A 13,953-nucleotide genomic window follows, 5' to 3' on the forward strand; every position below is an offset into this window, starting at 1 on the left:
TTCGGTTAGTTCTCCAATGCTGCTTCCGTGGAGTCAGCTTCGGAGGGCTTGTCTTGGCTGGGGATCGCTTCGGTTCTGAGATCCTTGGGCTGTATCGGGGCTACCTTGATGGATCCTTGGCGTCCCTCAAATCGTGGAACCTTTGGAAAAGGCTCTACGGGCAGGGACTGAACCACGGATTGCATGTAGGTCTGCCAGCTTGCGGCTGCCGTCGCACTCGTGCCTTGGGTGGGGGCATTGTCGTCATTGCCCAGCCAAATTCCCGTCACGAGCTGGGGGATGTATCCAATAAACCACAGATCTCGTGAGTCTTCTGATGTTCCTGTTTTGCCAGCTACTGGCCGATCAAGCTTTGCGTTCACGCCAGTTCCCGAACTGACCACCTGCTCAAGCATCCAGGTCATAATTGCCGCAGAGTCGGCGTCTAAGGCTCGCTTTGCCTGAATTGGGCGTTCATAAAGGATCTCTCCATGACGGTTAATCACTTTTTGAATCCCATGGGGCTGATGGTACAAGCCCTGGGAGGCGAGAGTGGCGTAGGCATTGGTGAGCTCTAGGAGGGTGACTTCGCTAGATCCCAGGGCAGTGGAATAGACGGGGGCGAGATCGGACTCAATCCCAAGCGCCCTAGCCATCTTGATCGTGGGCTGAAATCCGACATCTAACAGGACGCGAACTGCTGGAATGTTGTAGGAATGGGCTAGGGCAGAGGTCATGGAGACCCAGCCCTTATATTCACCACTGTAGTTTTTGGGTCGGTAGCCATCCACGGAAATCGGGGCATCCAAATAGCCATTGGTGGGAGAAAGGCCAGCGGCGATCGCGGTGGTGTAGACAAAGGGCTTAAAGGTTGACCCAGGCTGTCGTTGGGCCTGAGTTGCGCGATTAAATTGAGAATTTTGAAAGTCCACGCCTCCCACCATGGACTTGATGGCGCCTGTTTTAGGGTCGATGGCAATCAGAGCTCCCTGATCAAACCTTTGTCCCCACCCCTGCAGGTTGACGGTCTCTGTAATGGTTTGAGCCGCGGCCTCCTGCCAGCCTTGATTCAAGGTGGTTTCAACCACCAGCCCTCCCTGCTGGAGCTGAGCCTTGGGGACCACTGCCAACAGTTCTTTTTGCAGGTAGGCCGTAAAGTAGGGGGCTTGATTCTCCTGATTGGGTGGATTTTGGGGATTGAGGTTTAAAGGAGCGCCCTGGGCTGCCTTGGCCTCCTCCGGCGTGATGTATTGAGCCTGCTGCATGCGCAACAGCACCACATTTCGACGCTTTAGGGCTATTTCAGGATTGTCAAGGGGAGAATAAATGCTAGGAGCGGCTGGGAGACCTGCCAGCAAGGCCATCTCTGGAAGGGTGAGATCCGAGGGGGTCTTGCTGTAGTAAACCTGGGCTGCATCTGCCACCCCATAGGCTCCGGACCCCAGATAGACCTGATTCAGATAGCGCTCCAGAATTTCATCCTTGGAAAGGCTGGCCTCAATTTTCTGGGCAATCCGAGCCTCCTTGAGCTTGCGAATAATGGAGCGTTCCTGACTGAGAAAACTGATCCGGGCAAGCTGTTGAGTGAGGGTACTCCCGCCTTCTGCGAGTTCTCCAGAGCGGAAATTGGTCAGGGTTGCCCGGATAACCCCCTTGAGATCGACCCCGTCATGGTCATAAAAACGGCGGTCTTCAGTGGCTAGAAAGGCTTCCTTAAGCTGTTTGGGAATTTCTGTCCCGGTGACAGTTTGGCGAGTCGATTCCCCGGATTGGTAGAGAATGTCTCCTTCGGAACTTTGGTAAGTCACGGTTCCGGGGCGTACCCACGTTGCCTGGCGAATATTCTGCGTATTGGGGAGCTGATGCTCAAACCAGATCACCCCAGCGGCACTAGCGCCCGCTGCAATAAAGCCGAGAAGCGATCGCCAGAAGATCGGAGGTGATGAGGCTGGGCGCTGTGGAGGACGATCCGAAGAACGATGCCTTTGCTTTCCCTGGGCAAGGGCTTTGTCCGAAGTTCGAGCCAAGGATCGAGCCAAGGATGAACCGGGGACAGGAGGGGGATCTGAACGGCGTCGCCGTCGCTTAGGTCCGCTGACGTTCTGTTCGCTGGAGGAAGGAGTTTTGCGGTTCCGTTGCCTTGTCGTGCTAGATGCCATGGGACCGATCTACGTTAAACCTGTTCTACGTTAAACCTGGGAAGATCATGAAATGAGCCCTTTGGGCTGTCGTCTAAATCAGGACAGGGAATGGGGCTATGAAAACGCTCTTGCGTGACTCTATCACAACTTGGCAGAATCTAGCCCAAACCCTGATGCGGCAAATCGTTGGCGCAATTTTGTTTTACACCTCCATTCCGTTGCCATCGCCGCTGGTTCCCGACCTCACCCGAATTGCCCGTTGGTCTCCGAGCGTGGGGCTATTGATGGGTGGACTGCTGTGGATCTTGGACCTGCTGATGGAGTGGGGCCAGCTGTCCATCACCTTGCGGAGTGTTATCGTGGTTTGTCTCTGGATGGCGCTCACGGGAGGGCTCCATTTAGACGGGGCCATGGATACGGCAGACGGGCTAGGGGTGTTTGATCCCAAGCGCAGGCTCGCGGTCATGGCCGATAGCAGAACTGGCGCCTTTGGGGTGCTCGCCGCGATCGCGATTATTTTGCTTAAAATTACTGCCCTTGCCGCAATTCAACAAACGCGAGGAATTGCCCTCCTGTGGGCGATGGGCTGGGGACGGTGGGCACACCTTCTGGCCATCGGTCTGTATCCCTACCTGAAACCAGAAGGCAAGGGCGCCTTCCATCGCCTTCACTTTCAGCCCCGCTGGGACTACTGGCCTGGACTTCTGTGCAACGGTCTAGGTCTTTATCTTTGGGTCGTGATGCAAGGGCAGCCAGAACTGATCTGGAGTCTTCTGTGGGTGCCTGGGGTGTGTTGGGGGGTAGGCCACTGGTTTTTTAGGCGGTTTCGGGGCATGACTGGAGACCTGTATGGGGCTGTGATAGAATGGAGCGAAACCTTTATCCTGCTTGGGTTTTCTCTATTAGAAGCGATGCTTCTGTAGGGGAAGTTGTTACAAAATAACCAATTTTTTACAACTTCGCGCTATAATGCATGTCTAAGTTAGAAAAAACCTTTTCTAACCGCCAATAATTGTCTTTCCTGTGACGCTGCAATCTAGGAATCTCACATTGCTCTCTCGAAAGGCCAAAGTTCCTGAGGTTGGTAAAAATAGGTCAAGCTGATTTTTGACTGTCATTTGCCAATCTCAAGTGAGAGCCTTTTAAATTAGGTCATAGTTTGATAGGCTTCCCACAAAGAGTGTCAGTTTGGACTAGCCTAGGCGCCCTCAAGGCTCAGGGGCAGCAGACGGAATCGGTCTTGCTGAATCTGTATAGGTCCATTGCAGGGTATGGAGCCTAAGGGTGAGCAGAAACGCGCAGACTCTTGGTCGCGGGTTCTAAGGTGTGACTGGGACGGGACGCTAAACCGGTAGAGGCCAGTTCCAGATACTTCGCTAGATTGTGGTCGAGAGTCGAATAAGTGACCGCTTCGCAAGAATGCTGATTCTGTTGAAGGTGCTGTTTTTGCTCAGTGTCCATGAGCCTGGGGAATCGTTCCTTCATAGACAGACGGATGCGATCGGGTGCTCAAGGGTGCAACCTGGAGCAACCTCTTTAAACAGTCCACCCTTGGCTTTGTGCTCCAAGTCCAGGGTGATCTAGGTCCAGGAATACAGTCTCTCAAGAATCGCTCTCCCTGAGAGGAGGGTGGATTGCGAGGAAGGTATGTCGGTCGTTTCTAAGTTTTTTCCTATCCATTCATTTGTAAGTGACAAGCCAGGCTACGGTTCGTAGCTGGTTTTGAGGTGGTTCAATGCCAAAACAAATTATTATCGCTGAACAGCATCGCATCGCATCGGTATTCGCAGAGGAGCAAATTCAAGAACTCATCGTAGCCACCGGTAGCCATCAGGTGAGCGATATTTACCTGGGGGTTGTGGAGAATATCCTACCTAGCATTGATGCGGCGTTTGTCAATATTGGCGATTCAGAACGTAACGGGTTCATTCACGTTAGCGATCTCGGACCGCTGCGCCTTCGCCGCACTTCCGGGTCGATAACAGAATTGTTGGCCCCCCAGCAGAAAGTGCTGGTGCAGGTGATGAAAGAGCCAACGGGCAATAAAGGGCCGCGGCTCACGGGTAATATTTCCCTTCCCGGCCGCTACCTGGTGCTGATGCCCTACGGGAAGGGGGTCAATCTTTCCCGGCGCATCAATCAGGAAGAAGAGCGCAGTCGTCTCAGGGCCTTAGGGATATTAATTAAGCCCTCAGGGATGGGGCTTCTGGTGCGAACAGAAGCTGATGGCGTGTCGGAAGATGCCATTATCGAGGATTTAGAGCTTTTGCAAGCTCAGTGGGAGGCTATTCAGCAGCAAGCGTCCTCCACCCGTGCCCCGGCGCTCTTAGATCGGGACACGGACTTTATTCAAAAGGTTCTGCGGGATGTGTATAGCAGCGATGTGAACCGCATTGTGGTGGATTCCGAGTCTGGCTTAAATCGAGTTAAAAAGTATCTGGCCAATTGGAATGGGAATCGCTTGCCCCAGGGAATTTTAATTGATCAACATCGTGAACAGGGGAGCGTGTTGGAATATTTCCGCGTGAATGCGGCCATTCGTGAGGCGTTAAAGCCTCGAGTGGATTTACCCTCGGGAGGATACATCATCATTGAGCGAACCGAGGCGCTGACGGTCATTGATGTCAACTCAGGATCCTTCACCCGTTCGGCAACTGCCCGTGAGACGGTGCTGTGGACCAACTGTGAAGCTGCAGTCGAAATTGCGCGACAGCTGCGGCTGCGCAATATTGCCGGGGTCATTATTGTTGACTTTATTGACATGGATTCCCGTCGGGACCAACTCCAGGTGCTGGAGCACTTTAACAAGGCCTTGCGTTCGGACAAATCGCGGCCGCAGATTGCTCAGCTGACGGAACTGGGTCTGGTGGAGTTAACCCGCAAGCGTCAGGGGCAAAACATCTATGAATTGTTTGGTCGTCCCTGTCAGACCTGCGGTGGTTTGGGGCATTTGGCCCATCTCCCCGGCGACCCAGAAGACTCGCCTGGCGCGATGGTGGAGCGTCAGGCGCCTCGAAGTTTTGCTGCAAGTTCTGCCTTTGCCAGTTCCCGGTCAACCGGGGGGTTTGAAACCATGTCTAACCTCCAGGAACTGGATTTAATGAATCATCCCAGTTATCAAGAGCAGGGAAATCGGAAGCGACGGCGGCGATCGCGTCTGGGGGCAACTCTATCCACCTCAACGCCGAAGGTGGTGCGCAAAAGTGCTGAAGAGAGTGAACCTGCACGGCGGGAACGGCCGTCTCGGGATGCCCTTGCCGAGAAAGCCTCCGCCGCCGGACGACGGCGATCTCGACGAGAATCGCCTAAGATTCGTCAGGAACTTCCCCCAGAAATTGTCTCAATTCAGATGTCTGATCAAGAGCAGCACGTCTATGCCTTTTTAGGCATTTCGCCCCTGGTTAAGTTTGAGGGGACCGTGAATAATCCCAAAACGGCCATTGTCAAAATCACCGCTCCTGGAAAGCAGGCTGAAGCGGAGGTCCCTGAACTGATCAATGGCGCCGGTGAGGGATCGACCTCCCCAGGAAAGCGATCGCCGCAAATCATCTCCACCCGCAGCGCTAAAGCCATGGATCCAACGGGGAATGAGCCTGTTGCCGACCCAGCTAAACCAGAAGAGTCGGACGTTTCTTTGGAGAAGACCTCTGACCGTTCTAAGACTGAACCCCCTCGCTTAGCCAATAGCGGAGCGCCTCGCACTCGGAATCGAAAATCCTCCCAATCAAAAGTGGTCTCCTCCTCAGCTGAGGGAGATGAGCCAGCCCCTTCCTCCAAAGCGCCTAGGCGTCGACGCCGCCGATCCTCTGCCTCTTCCTCGGCTCAGCAGCTGTCCTTGGAAACTTCAAACTAAATCTAGCAGGCATGGACCGATGAACTCATCGTCAGAATTATCGGGAGAGGGCAAAGAATCCGTTTGGGACTATCCGCGCCCCCCTCGGCTAGAAGCTAGTGTCAAGGAGATCAAAATTGAGTTGGCGGGGATGACCTTAGCGGCGTCCCGCCGAACCTATCGAGTGCTGGAAACGAGCCATCCTCCGGTGTTCTATATTCCCCCGGAGGATGTGTGTGCATCTGCGCTATACCCGACGCCGCGTCGCACCTTTTGCGAATGGAAAGGTGTTGCCCACTATTACACGCTCAAGGTGGGGGATCAAGTTCGGGAGAATGCTGCCTGGTATTATCCCCAGCCCACACCGGCGTTTATAAAAATTAAAAATTACCTAGCGTTTTATCCCAGCTTGATGGATGCCTGCTGGGTGGATGGTGAACCGGTTCAGGCCCAGCCTGGAGACTTTTACGGTGGCTGGATCACTGCAGATATTGTGGGGCCTTTTAAGGGAGGATCTGGAAGTTTAGGCTGGTAGATCTGTGGTAAATCGACAGAGGTCAGGTGGAAGAATCTCAGGTTGCCGAAACTCAAACAGTGCCGTGATAACTTTTAGGGGAAAGCTAGGTATCCTGTAGTCAGGACTCAGTTGGAAAGGTGAATTTCTGTGGCAGGAATAACAAGTGAAGCGGTGGTTGGTTTTGCAAAGCAGGGGCATCCCCAAGCCGTTGCTGTTCTCCTGAATCGCGTTCTGGTTCCCCAGGGTGCCCACGTCAAGGTTCGCCAAAAAGATCGCTTGCTCAAGATTTTGATTAACTTTCTCAGGGATAATGACCTCGACAAGCTGGTCCTTCAGGTGCAGCAAACGATCGATGAAATTTCTCCCCAAAACATTGAGCGAATTCAAATTTTTACGCAGCGCTTGGGCGATCCCCAAGCATCCTTTAAGAAGGAAATTGTTCGCTCCACTTCAGGGACTCCGGTTCCCGAGGAAGCGGGGCGTAGCCCGCGCCCTAGCCCTATGCCTGCTGCCCTGACCCATAGGATTGCTCAACGCAATATCCAGACTCCCCCAACCCCTGCACGCCCGGAGACGAATAGTCAGCGGTACTCTGTGGCAGAGTTTCTTGCCCAGGTTTCCAGTACTGAAGAGTTAGATATTCTCGTGGACCACCCCTTTTTTACGGGGGTGTGTCCCAAATGCCAATATGAGCATGCTCATTTGGAGTCTCCTCCCCTATTTTGGGATTGCCCTGAGTGCGGATGGAAGGATGATCTTAGCCAAGTCATTCCGCCGGATCAGCTGAAGGAAACTCCCCTGCGGCAAACGATTGCCCAGGGCAAACGTTTGGGCAGCTACCTCGTAGAATCCGGACTGTTAAGCGAGTCTCAAATTGAGGTCGCCCTTGCTGACCAGCAGCTCACGGGAATGCGCTTTGGCGAAGTGGTGGTGCGCCGGGGGTGGATCAAAGAAGAAACCGTAGAATACTTCATGAAAAAAGTCGTGGAGCCTGAGCGTAGCGCCTCTACGGGGCAGGCTGGAGCCTATCTTGAATCAAGCCGAAATCTTCTCAAGACGCTCATTTCCCAGAAAAAAGGTGAGGATCCGGTCAACGGACCGGGGGCAGCAAGAGACTCCATCTCAAGGGATCGGCCCTTGTCTATTAACGAGCGCGATACGTTTATCGTTTCAGACCTGGGCTCTGCCCTTGCCTCCGCTGACTCCTCTACTCACACGGTTAATGAGCGAGAGACATTAATTATTTCCGATGAAGAAGCCATCGATTGGAAAAATTTTGAGTCGGATTAGTTTGCCTCGGATTCAAGCCCAGCTTCCAAACTTGTTCGCCCAGCCCCCCGGCAAAGAGATAACTCCGATCCTGTAGCGCTGTGATTATTAAAAAGCCTCTCTCCGTTTGTCCAGAGGGAGGCTGTGGCGGGGCATTTGCAGAAAACTCAACTAGGAGGCTAAAGCAGTCTCCACTAGGAGCTGGAGATCTCCCTGCTGATAGAGTTCAATGAGAACATCGGAGCCCCCAATAAATTCGCCGTTGATATAAACCTGCGGAATGGTTGGCCAGTTGGAATACTCTTTGATGCCTTGCCGAATCTCGTAGTCTGCGAGTACATCAACGGTTTCGAAGGGGACGCCGAGGCTGTTGAGAATCTGTACGGCATTGTTTGAGAAACCGCACTGGGGCATGAGCTTAGACCCCTTCATAAAAACTAGAATTTTATGTTGGTTAACAAGATCATCAATACGTGCTTTGAGTTCTGGGGTCATTATGGATCAAGCTCCTACAAACAGTCAGAGAATGGGACGCTCAACTCTAAGCTTGAGTCGTCCACTTTTCAGGGGTGAAGGTTTTCAGCGCTAGAGCATGCAGGGTTTCATCGGCCATGATTGCATTGACAGCACGATAAACCATTTGATGCTGCTGGACTAGCGTTTTGCCGTTGAAGCTTTCGGAGATGACCGTGGCTTGGTAATGGTCACCCCCACCGGTGAGATCTTCCACGGTGACTTGGGCATCGGGAATACCCTCCCGAATCATGGTAGTTAGCTGTTCCGGATTAATCATGGAAATGTCGAGGGTCGCGAAGCAGAGGCAAGACCTGAATTATAACTTAGCAGGAGCCTCCCTTGCTCTGAGAGATAGCTTAGCGGGCATCTCCAGTGGTTTGTGAACGTGGATAAGCTACATCTACAAATCCCAGCTCTAGAAGCTGGCGATAGGCCTGTTTTCCAAGGTCGCGAGAGGGATTTTGGCTGCGGACAATCTCAATGAGCAGCGGTATGGCTTTATCGGACTTATTCTGAGCCCGGTAGACGAGGGCCAGTTGATAGGTAGACTGATCGCGCAACTCTGCCGTTTCCAGGGCCTTCTTGCGGAGACTGTTGGCCACCACAGGGTCCACACCTGTGAAGGTGGAGGCTAGTCCCTGGTAAAAATTGGATAGCTGATTCATCAGTTGCCGAGAATCTTGTAGTTTTTCGGCGGCTAGGCTGTAGTTTTGGGAGGAAACCGCTCGGTCGGCTTCGCTGATCAACCGTTTGCCCGCTGCAATGCTGAAGAGGCCATTGCTGTCAAAGGTGGGACTGATCGGCTCCACATTTTGGCTGATGCGAAGCGGGGGGCTTTGCTCACGGTTGGGATTGGCGTGGGCCGTGAAGGGAACAGTGCAGGCCGATGTCAGAACTAAACCTGCAACCAAATGAGGTGCGGTTTGCTGAAGCCAGTTGGAGTGGAGGCGTGAAAAAAACATGCGGCTAACTCTTAACTTTTCAACGGTACAGATCAACGGTACAGAGGCGGGTCAACACAGAGGTGGACAAGATAGAACTGAGTGGACGGATTAATTGAGTGGACGGATTAACTGAAGGGCCTAATGGAATAAAAGGTTTACCTGAGGGAACTGGAGCGGAAGATGCGGCTAGATTGCAGGCGGGAGGCCACACAATTATTCAACACAGGATACACAATAATGGCGATCGCAAGAAAAAAACGTGGGGTGCTTTGGCTCACACTCCGAAGTCTCCGACGACGGTAGGGCACCATCAGGTTCCCTTTTGGTAGAAACTACTATAATTAGGGAACCTGACTTCTCGCCTGTGATGTTCGTCTTTTATGGCCACCTTTGCCCTATTTGGAACCAGTGCTGACCCGCCGACGGTGGGGCATCAGGAGATTTTACTGGCCCTGGCGGCACGTTACGATCGCGTCTTGGTATGGGCGGTGGAAAATCCCTTTAAGCAAGGGCAGACGAGTCTGAACGATCGTCAGCAGATGCTAGGGCTGTTGGTGAGGGCGGTCAATGCCGCTGGGTCATCCGTGGAGTGGAGGCCGGATCTGTCGCGTCGCTTTACCGTTGATTCGGTTCAAAGGGTGCGGCAGCAATGGCCGGAGGCTGAGCTTGTGGTGGTCATTGGTTCGGATATTGTGCCCTCTTTACTGCACTGGCACTGCGTTGACCGCCTGTTTAGTCTCGCTTCATTCCTTGTGGTTCCCCGGCCGGGTTCGCCGGTGGAGGAGTCAGAATTGTTGGTTTGTCGGGCGCGGGGTGCCCGCATCGTCATGGCAGATTTTAGGGGGCTGCCGGTGTCTTCCAGCGCAGTGCGGGCCGGGTCAGGCACTGACGCTGTTCCTCAGGAGGTGTGGGAATACATTTGGGCCCATCAACTCTATGGGGTAAACCATGAGCAAGCAGCGGCCCAGCGTGCAGGATAAGGGGGTGTGGGAGAACCGTGGGTGGGAGAACAAGGGGCAAGAGGTGCCCGCTTCCCCCGGTCAAGAGTGCTTAAGGGTGCCCAGAGTGGAGTTTTCAGTTGGGATCGATCTGGTAATTTTTTCCGTGGATCACGATCAGAATTGTTTGCTAGTGCTGCTGGGGCGATCGCCCCAGGCGCGAGGATGGGCCTTGCCGGGAAGTGGGGTCGGGCCGGGTGAATCCTTGCAGGCGGCGGCCTATCGAATTGTCTCTGAAACCATTCAGGTGCAGAATTTGTACCTAGAGCAGCTCTATAGCTTTGATGAGCCACTGCGATCGCAGCCGAGTGAGAGCCGACGCTATCTGTCCGTGAGCTATTTTGCGCTGGTCCGCTACGAGGAGGCCCCATTAAGGAGCGAGTCGGTCGCCTGGCATGTTCTAAACTCGCCCATTCAGTTTCAAGCCCATCACCAGGAAATTGTACAGTATGGCTATCAACGCTTGCGCAATAAGGTGGCCTACAGCCCCATTGCGTTTGATGTGCTGCCGGTGCAGTTCACCTTACATGATTTGTACCAATTTTACTGCGCGATTTTGGGAGATGGATTTGCCGACTATTCCAACTTTCGCTCAAAACTACTGAAGCTGGGGTTTCTCCGGGACACTGGCGAAAAGCTAATCCGAGGGGCGGGGCGACCGGCTTCGCTCTTCCAGTTTGATAGAGAGGCCTTTGCGCCGTTTCAAGATCAGCCCTTGGTGTTTGTGTAAACTAGCCCTATGAAAATTGCCATCGCCCAGATCAATCCGAAGATTGGCGACATTGCCGGGAATCAAGCGCTGATTCTTGCTGCGGCCCGCGAGGCCCAGGCCCAAGGGGCGAGGCTGCTACTGACGCCGGAATTGTCGCTCTGTGGCTACCCGCCCCGAGATTTGCTCCTACAAAGGGCCTTTGTGGATCGTTTAGAAGCGGGAATCACGGCCATCTCCCAGCATTTACCCAAGGGAATTGCAGCTCTCGTGGGGACTGTCACCGTGAATGCCAGGGCGGGACAGCGGGGTGAAAAGCCTCTGTTTAACAGCATGGTTTGGTTGGAAGCTGGGCAGGTTGTGCAGCGGTTTCATAAACGCCTGCTACCCACCTACGATGTGTTTGATGAAAATCGATATTTTGCCGCCGGGGTCACCCATAACGTAATGGAGCTGGCGGGCTATCGCATCGGGATTACCATTTGCGAAGATCTGTGGAACGATGAAGAATTTTGGGGGCAGCGTGCCTATCCCGTGAACCCGGTGGCTGAGTTGGTGGATCAGAAAATTGATTGGCTGGTCAATCTTTCGGCCTCGCCGTTTTGTACCCAGAAGCAGCGGCTGCGCGAGTCTCTGATTGGCCATGCTGCTCGGCGGTTTCGGTTGCCGATTATCTATGGGAATCAGGTGGGGGGAAATGACGACTTGATTTTTGATGGCCGTAGCCTCGTCGTCAATCCTGATGGGGCCTTAGTGGCTCGGGCTCGGGCCTTTCAGTCCGATCTGCTGATTCTCGAAGCCTCTCAGGCCGGATTTTCGGTCGGATTCTGTGCGCCGGAGCTGTCAAACCTGGAAGAAGTCTGGCAAGCGTTGGTGCTTGGGGTTCGGGACTACGCCCGCAAATGTGGCTTTTCGCGCGCGCTGCTGGGGCTGAGTGGTGGAATTGATTCTTCTCTGGTGGCGGCGATCGCAGTGGCAGCACTCGACGCAGAGAATGTTTTAGGGGTGCTCATGCCCTCTCCCTACAGCTCCAAGCACTCGATCTCAGATGCGCTGGCCCTCGCCACAGCCTTGGAAATTCACACCCAAACCCTTCCGATTGCGGGGTTGATGCAGGGCTATGCCGAAACCTTAGCTCCATTATTTGCCGGGACGGATCCGGGGGTGGCGGAGGAAAATATCCAGGCCCGGATTCGCGGTAACCTGCTGATGTCCATTGCCAATAAATTTAACTACTTGCTCCTGTCTACGGGCAATAAATCGGAGCTGGCCGTGGGCTACTGTACGCTGTATGGGGACATGAGCGGCGGACTGGCGGCGATCGCGGATGTTCCTAAAACCCTGGTGTATGATCTGTGCCGCTGGCTCAACCAAACCCGAGGCCGACCGCTGATTCCGGAGTCGGTGTTGACCAAGCCCCCGAGCGCCGAGCTGCGCCCGGACCAGACCGATCAAGATTCGCTGCCTCCCTACGAAGTGTTAGATGATATTCTCCGCCAGTGGGTGGACCAGCACCAATCCCGTGAGCAAATTATGGCCAGTGGTCATGAGCCTGCGGAGGTGGATCGGGTGATTCAGCTGGTCAAGCGGGCTGAGTTCAAGCGTAAACAGGCGGCACCGGGGCTAAAAATCACTGACCGAGCCTTTGGCACTGGCTGGCGGATGCCGATTGCAGCCTCCTAGGTTGCTTTAGGGGTAAAGGTTACCAGCCGGTAGTTGCGGGGGCCCAGATAGGTTTGGGTGGCTTGCTGGATATCCTCCGGAGACAAGGCGCGAATCCGGTGCGGGTAGTTGAGCCCGGCCTGAAGGTTTTGGGCGATCGCCTCGGAGTAGCCGTAGAGACCGGCACGGCTCGCGGGCGCTTCATTGGCAAAAATAAACTGATTAGCAACCTGCCGCTGAATTTGCTGAAGCTGTGATGCTGGAACAGGTTGAGTCTGTAAATCTTGGATCTGTCGCAGAATTTCGTCGCGAACGGCGGGAATGTGCTCCACCTGCAGGTGCGCCGAAATTAAAAACAGTCCCTGGTGGGCCTGGGTGTAGTTGCGGGCCGAGAGGCTAGAGACCAGTCCCCGCTGCTCACGCAGGGACTGGATTAAGCGGGAAGTCCGGCCGTGGGCCAGAATCCGCGCCAGCACATCCAGCGCATAGGTGCTTTCCAGTTGGGACAAGCCCGGCACATGCCAGAGCATGATGAGACGGGCCTGGGTCAGGCGGCGATCGTAAATTTGCACCTCCTCTGCTCTGGTAATGGCTACCTCTTCCGGCCAGGGAGGGAGATGGGCTGGGGGAGGGGTGGGTTTAAGGTGGGGCGCAAAGCCAGCTTTGACCCTCTCAATCAAGGTTTCTGGGGGTAAGTTTCCCACCACCACTGCCGTGAGGTTGGCGGCGTGATAGTGGGTGCGGTGATGCTGGCGCATGGCTTCGGGCGTTAGCGATTGAATCACCGGAGCGGGTCCTAAAATCGGACGGCCATAGGGACTTTTGGGGAAGGCGGCGGCCAGGGTCTGACTAAAAATCCGATGGCGGGGATTATCCTCAGCTCGCCGGATTTCCTCCAGAACCACCTGTCGCTCCCGCTCAAATTCCGTCTCTGGAATCTGTGCCTTCAGGACCAGCTCAATCTGGAGGGGGGCGATCGCAGCAAAATCCGAGGGGGCAACGGTGCAGTAAAAGCAGGTGTAGTCCTGACTGGTGAGGGCGTTCATCACGCCTCCACGGGCCTCGACCTGCCGCTCAAATTCTCCTGGCGCCAGATTCGGCGTCCCTTTAAAGATCATGTGTTCCAGGAAATGGGCCATCCCGTTTTGCCCCTTGGATTCCACCGCCGATCCGGCCCTGATCCAGAGGCTAAAGTTTACCGCCTCGGTGGGCGTTTGCTCCGCAATGATCGTGAGCCCGGAGGCCGTTTGATAGCGAGTGGGACCAGCCGTCACCAGTTTTCTCCGAGAAACCCCGATCCTCTTAGGTTGGGGAGGGATAGGAGCGGGGCGTTAGCCCCACACAATTGACGCATCTCACAAAGTTTAGATATAATTGTGAGATACA

The 13,953-nt window shown here is 54.4% G+C and carries 12 protein-coding genes; 7 read left to right on the top strand and 5 right to left on the bottom strand.

Translation table 11 applies throughout. From position 1 onward, the window contains the following. Positions 1 to 5 precede the first annotated feature (5 nt). Positions 6 to 2,138 carry a transglycosylase domain-containing protein gene (locus tag QQ91_RS18100; protein ID WP_166276930.1) on the bottom strand — a complete coding sequence of 711 codons (2,133 nt, stop codon included), beginning with the start codon at positions 2,136 to 2,138 and terminating at the stop codon, positions 6 to 8. Between the two features lie 98 nt (positions 2,139 to 2,236). On the opposite strand from QQ91_RS18100, the gene cobS reads away from it, so the two are divergent. The 4 genes from cobS (at position 2,237) to QQ91_RS18120 (ending at position 7,759) form a co-directional block, all read left to right on the top strand. Continuing rightward, positions 2,237 to 3,043 carry an adenosylcobinamide-GDP ribazoletransferase gene (gene cobS / locus QQ91_RS18105; RefSeq protein ID WP_236095943.1) on the top strand — a complete coding sequence of 269 codons (807 nt, stop codon included), beginning with the start codon at positions 2,237 to 2,239 and terminating at the stop codon, positions 3,041 to 3,043. A gap of 812 nt (positions 3,044 to 3,855) precedes the next feature. After that, complete coding sequence (rne, locus tag QQ91_RS18110; RefSeq protein WP_166276933.1) at positions 3,856 to 5,973, top strand: ribonuclease E; 2,118 nt, start codon at positions 3,856 to 3,858, stop codon at positions 5,971 to 5,973. A gap of 19 nt (positions 5,974 to 5,992) precedes the next feature. After that, a complete protein-coding gene (locus tag QQ91_RS18115; protein ID WP_166276936.1) occupies positions 5,993 to 6,487 on the top strand; it encodes a DUF427 domain-containing protein in 495 nt (164 codons plus the stop codon). Positions 6,488 to 6,616: 129 nt separating this feature from the next. Further along, the gene (locus tag QQ91_RS18120; protein WP_201277176.1) at positions 6,617 to 7,759 is read left to right on the top strand and encodes a cyclic di-GMP-binding domain-containing protein, MshE-related; all 1,143 of its coding nucleotides are present in this window, start codon (positions 6,617 to 6,619) and stop codon (positions 7,757 to 7,759) included. A gap of 150 nt (positions 7,760 to 7,909) precedes the next feature. Here QQ91_RS18120 and grxD read toward each other — a convergent pair whose 3' ends face one another. From grxD to QQ91_RS18135, 3 genes are all read right to left on the bottom strand, one after another. Then, entirely contained in the window at positions 7,910 to 8,233 is a 324-nt protein-coding gene (grxD, locus tag QQ91_RS18125) for a Grx4 family monothiol glutaredoxin (protein ID WP_166276938.1), read from the bottom strand. 46 nt (positions 8,234 to 8,279) lie between these two features. Continuing rightward, positions 8,280 to 8,531: a BolA family protein gene (locus QQ91_RS18130; RefSeq protein WP_166276941.1), complete on the bottom strand. Its 252-nt coding sequence runs from the start codon at positions 8,529 to 8,531 to the stop codon at positions 8,280 to 8,282. Between the two features lie 79 nt (positions 8,532 to 8,610). After that, positions 8,611 to 9,216: a tetratricopeptide repeat protein gene (locus QQ91_RS18135; RefSeq protein ID WP_166276944.1), complete on the bottom strand. Its 606-nt coding sequence runs from the start codon at positions 9,214 to 9,216 to the stop codon at positions 8,611 to 8,613. A gap of 362 nt (positions 9,217 to 9,578) precedes the next feature. Between QQ91_RS18135 and QQ91_RS18140 the strand changes: the two genes are divergently transcribed. The 3 genes from QQ91_RS18140 to QQ91_RS18150 are packed head-to-tail and all read left to right on the top strand — an operon-like array spanning position 9,579 to position 12,588. Continuing rightward, positions 9,579 to 10,178 (top strand): nicotinate-nucleotide adenylyltransferase, encoded by a 600-nt coding sequence (locus QQ91_RS18140; protein WP_166276947.1) that lies wholly within the window; start codon positions 9,579 to 9,581, stop codon positions 10,176 to 10,178. 43 nt (positions 10,179 to 10,221) lie between these two features. Continuing rightward, positions 10,222 to 10,926, top strand: coding sequence for an NUDIX hydrolase (locus QQ91_RS18145; RefSeq protein ID WP_375340958.1), 705 nt, complete (start codon positions 10,222 to 10,224; stop codon positions 10,924 to 10,926). 9 nt (positions 10,927 to 10,935) lie between these two features. Further along, positions 10,936 to 12,588: an NAD+ synthase gene (locus tag QQ91_RS18150; protein ID WP_166276952.1), complete on the top strand. Its 1,653-nt coding sequence runs from the start codon at positions 10,936 to 10,938 to the stop codon at positions 12,586 to 12,588. Here the strand turns inward: QQ91_RS18150 and QQ91_RS18155 are convergent. After that, positions 12,585 to 13,841: a M16 family metallopeptidase gene (locus QQ91_RS18155; RefSeq protein ID WP_250833396.1), complete on the bottom strand. Its 1,257-nt coding sequence runs from the start codon at positions 13,839 to 13,841 to the stop codon at positions 12,585 to 12,587. The two genes, QQ91_RS18150 and QQ91_RS18155, sit on opposite strands and share 4 nt — an antisense overlap. Between the last annotated feature and the right edge of the window lie 112 nt (positions 13,842 to 13,953).

It is taken from the genome of Lyngbya confervoides BDU141951 (assembly GCF_000817775.3).
GTDB lineage: Bacteria > Cyanobacteriota > Cyanobacteriia > Thermosynechococcales > Thermosynechococcaceae > Lyngbya > Lyngbya confervoides.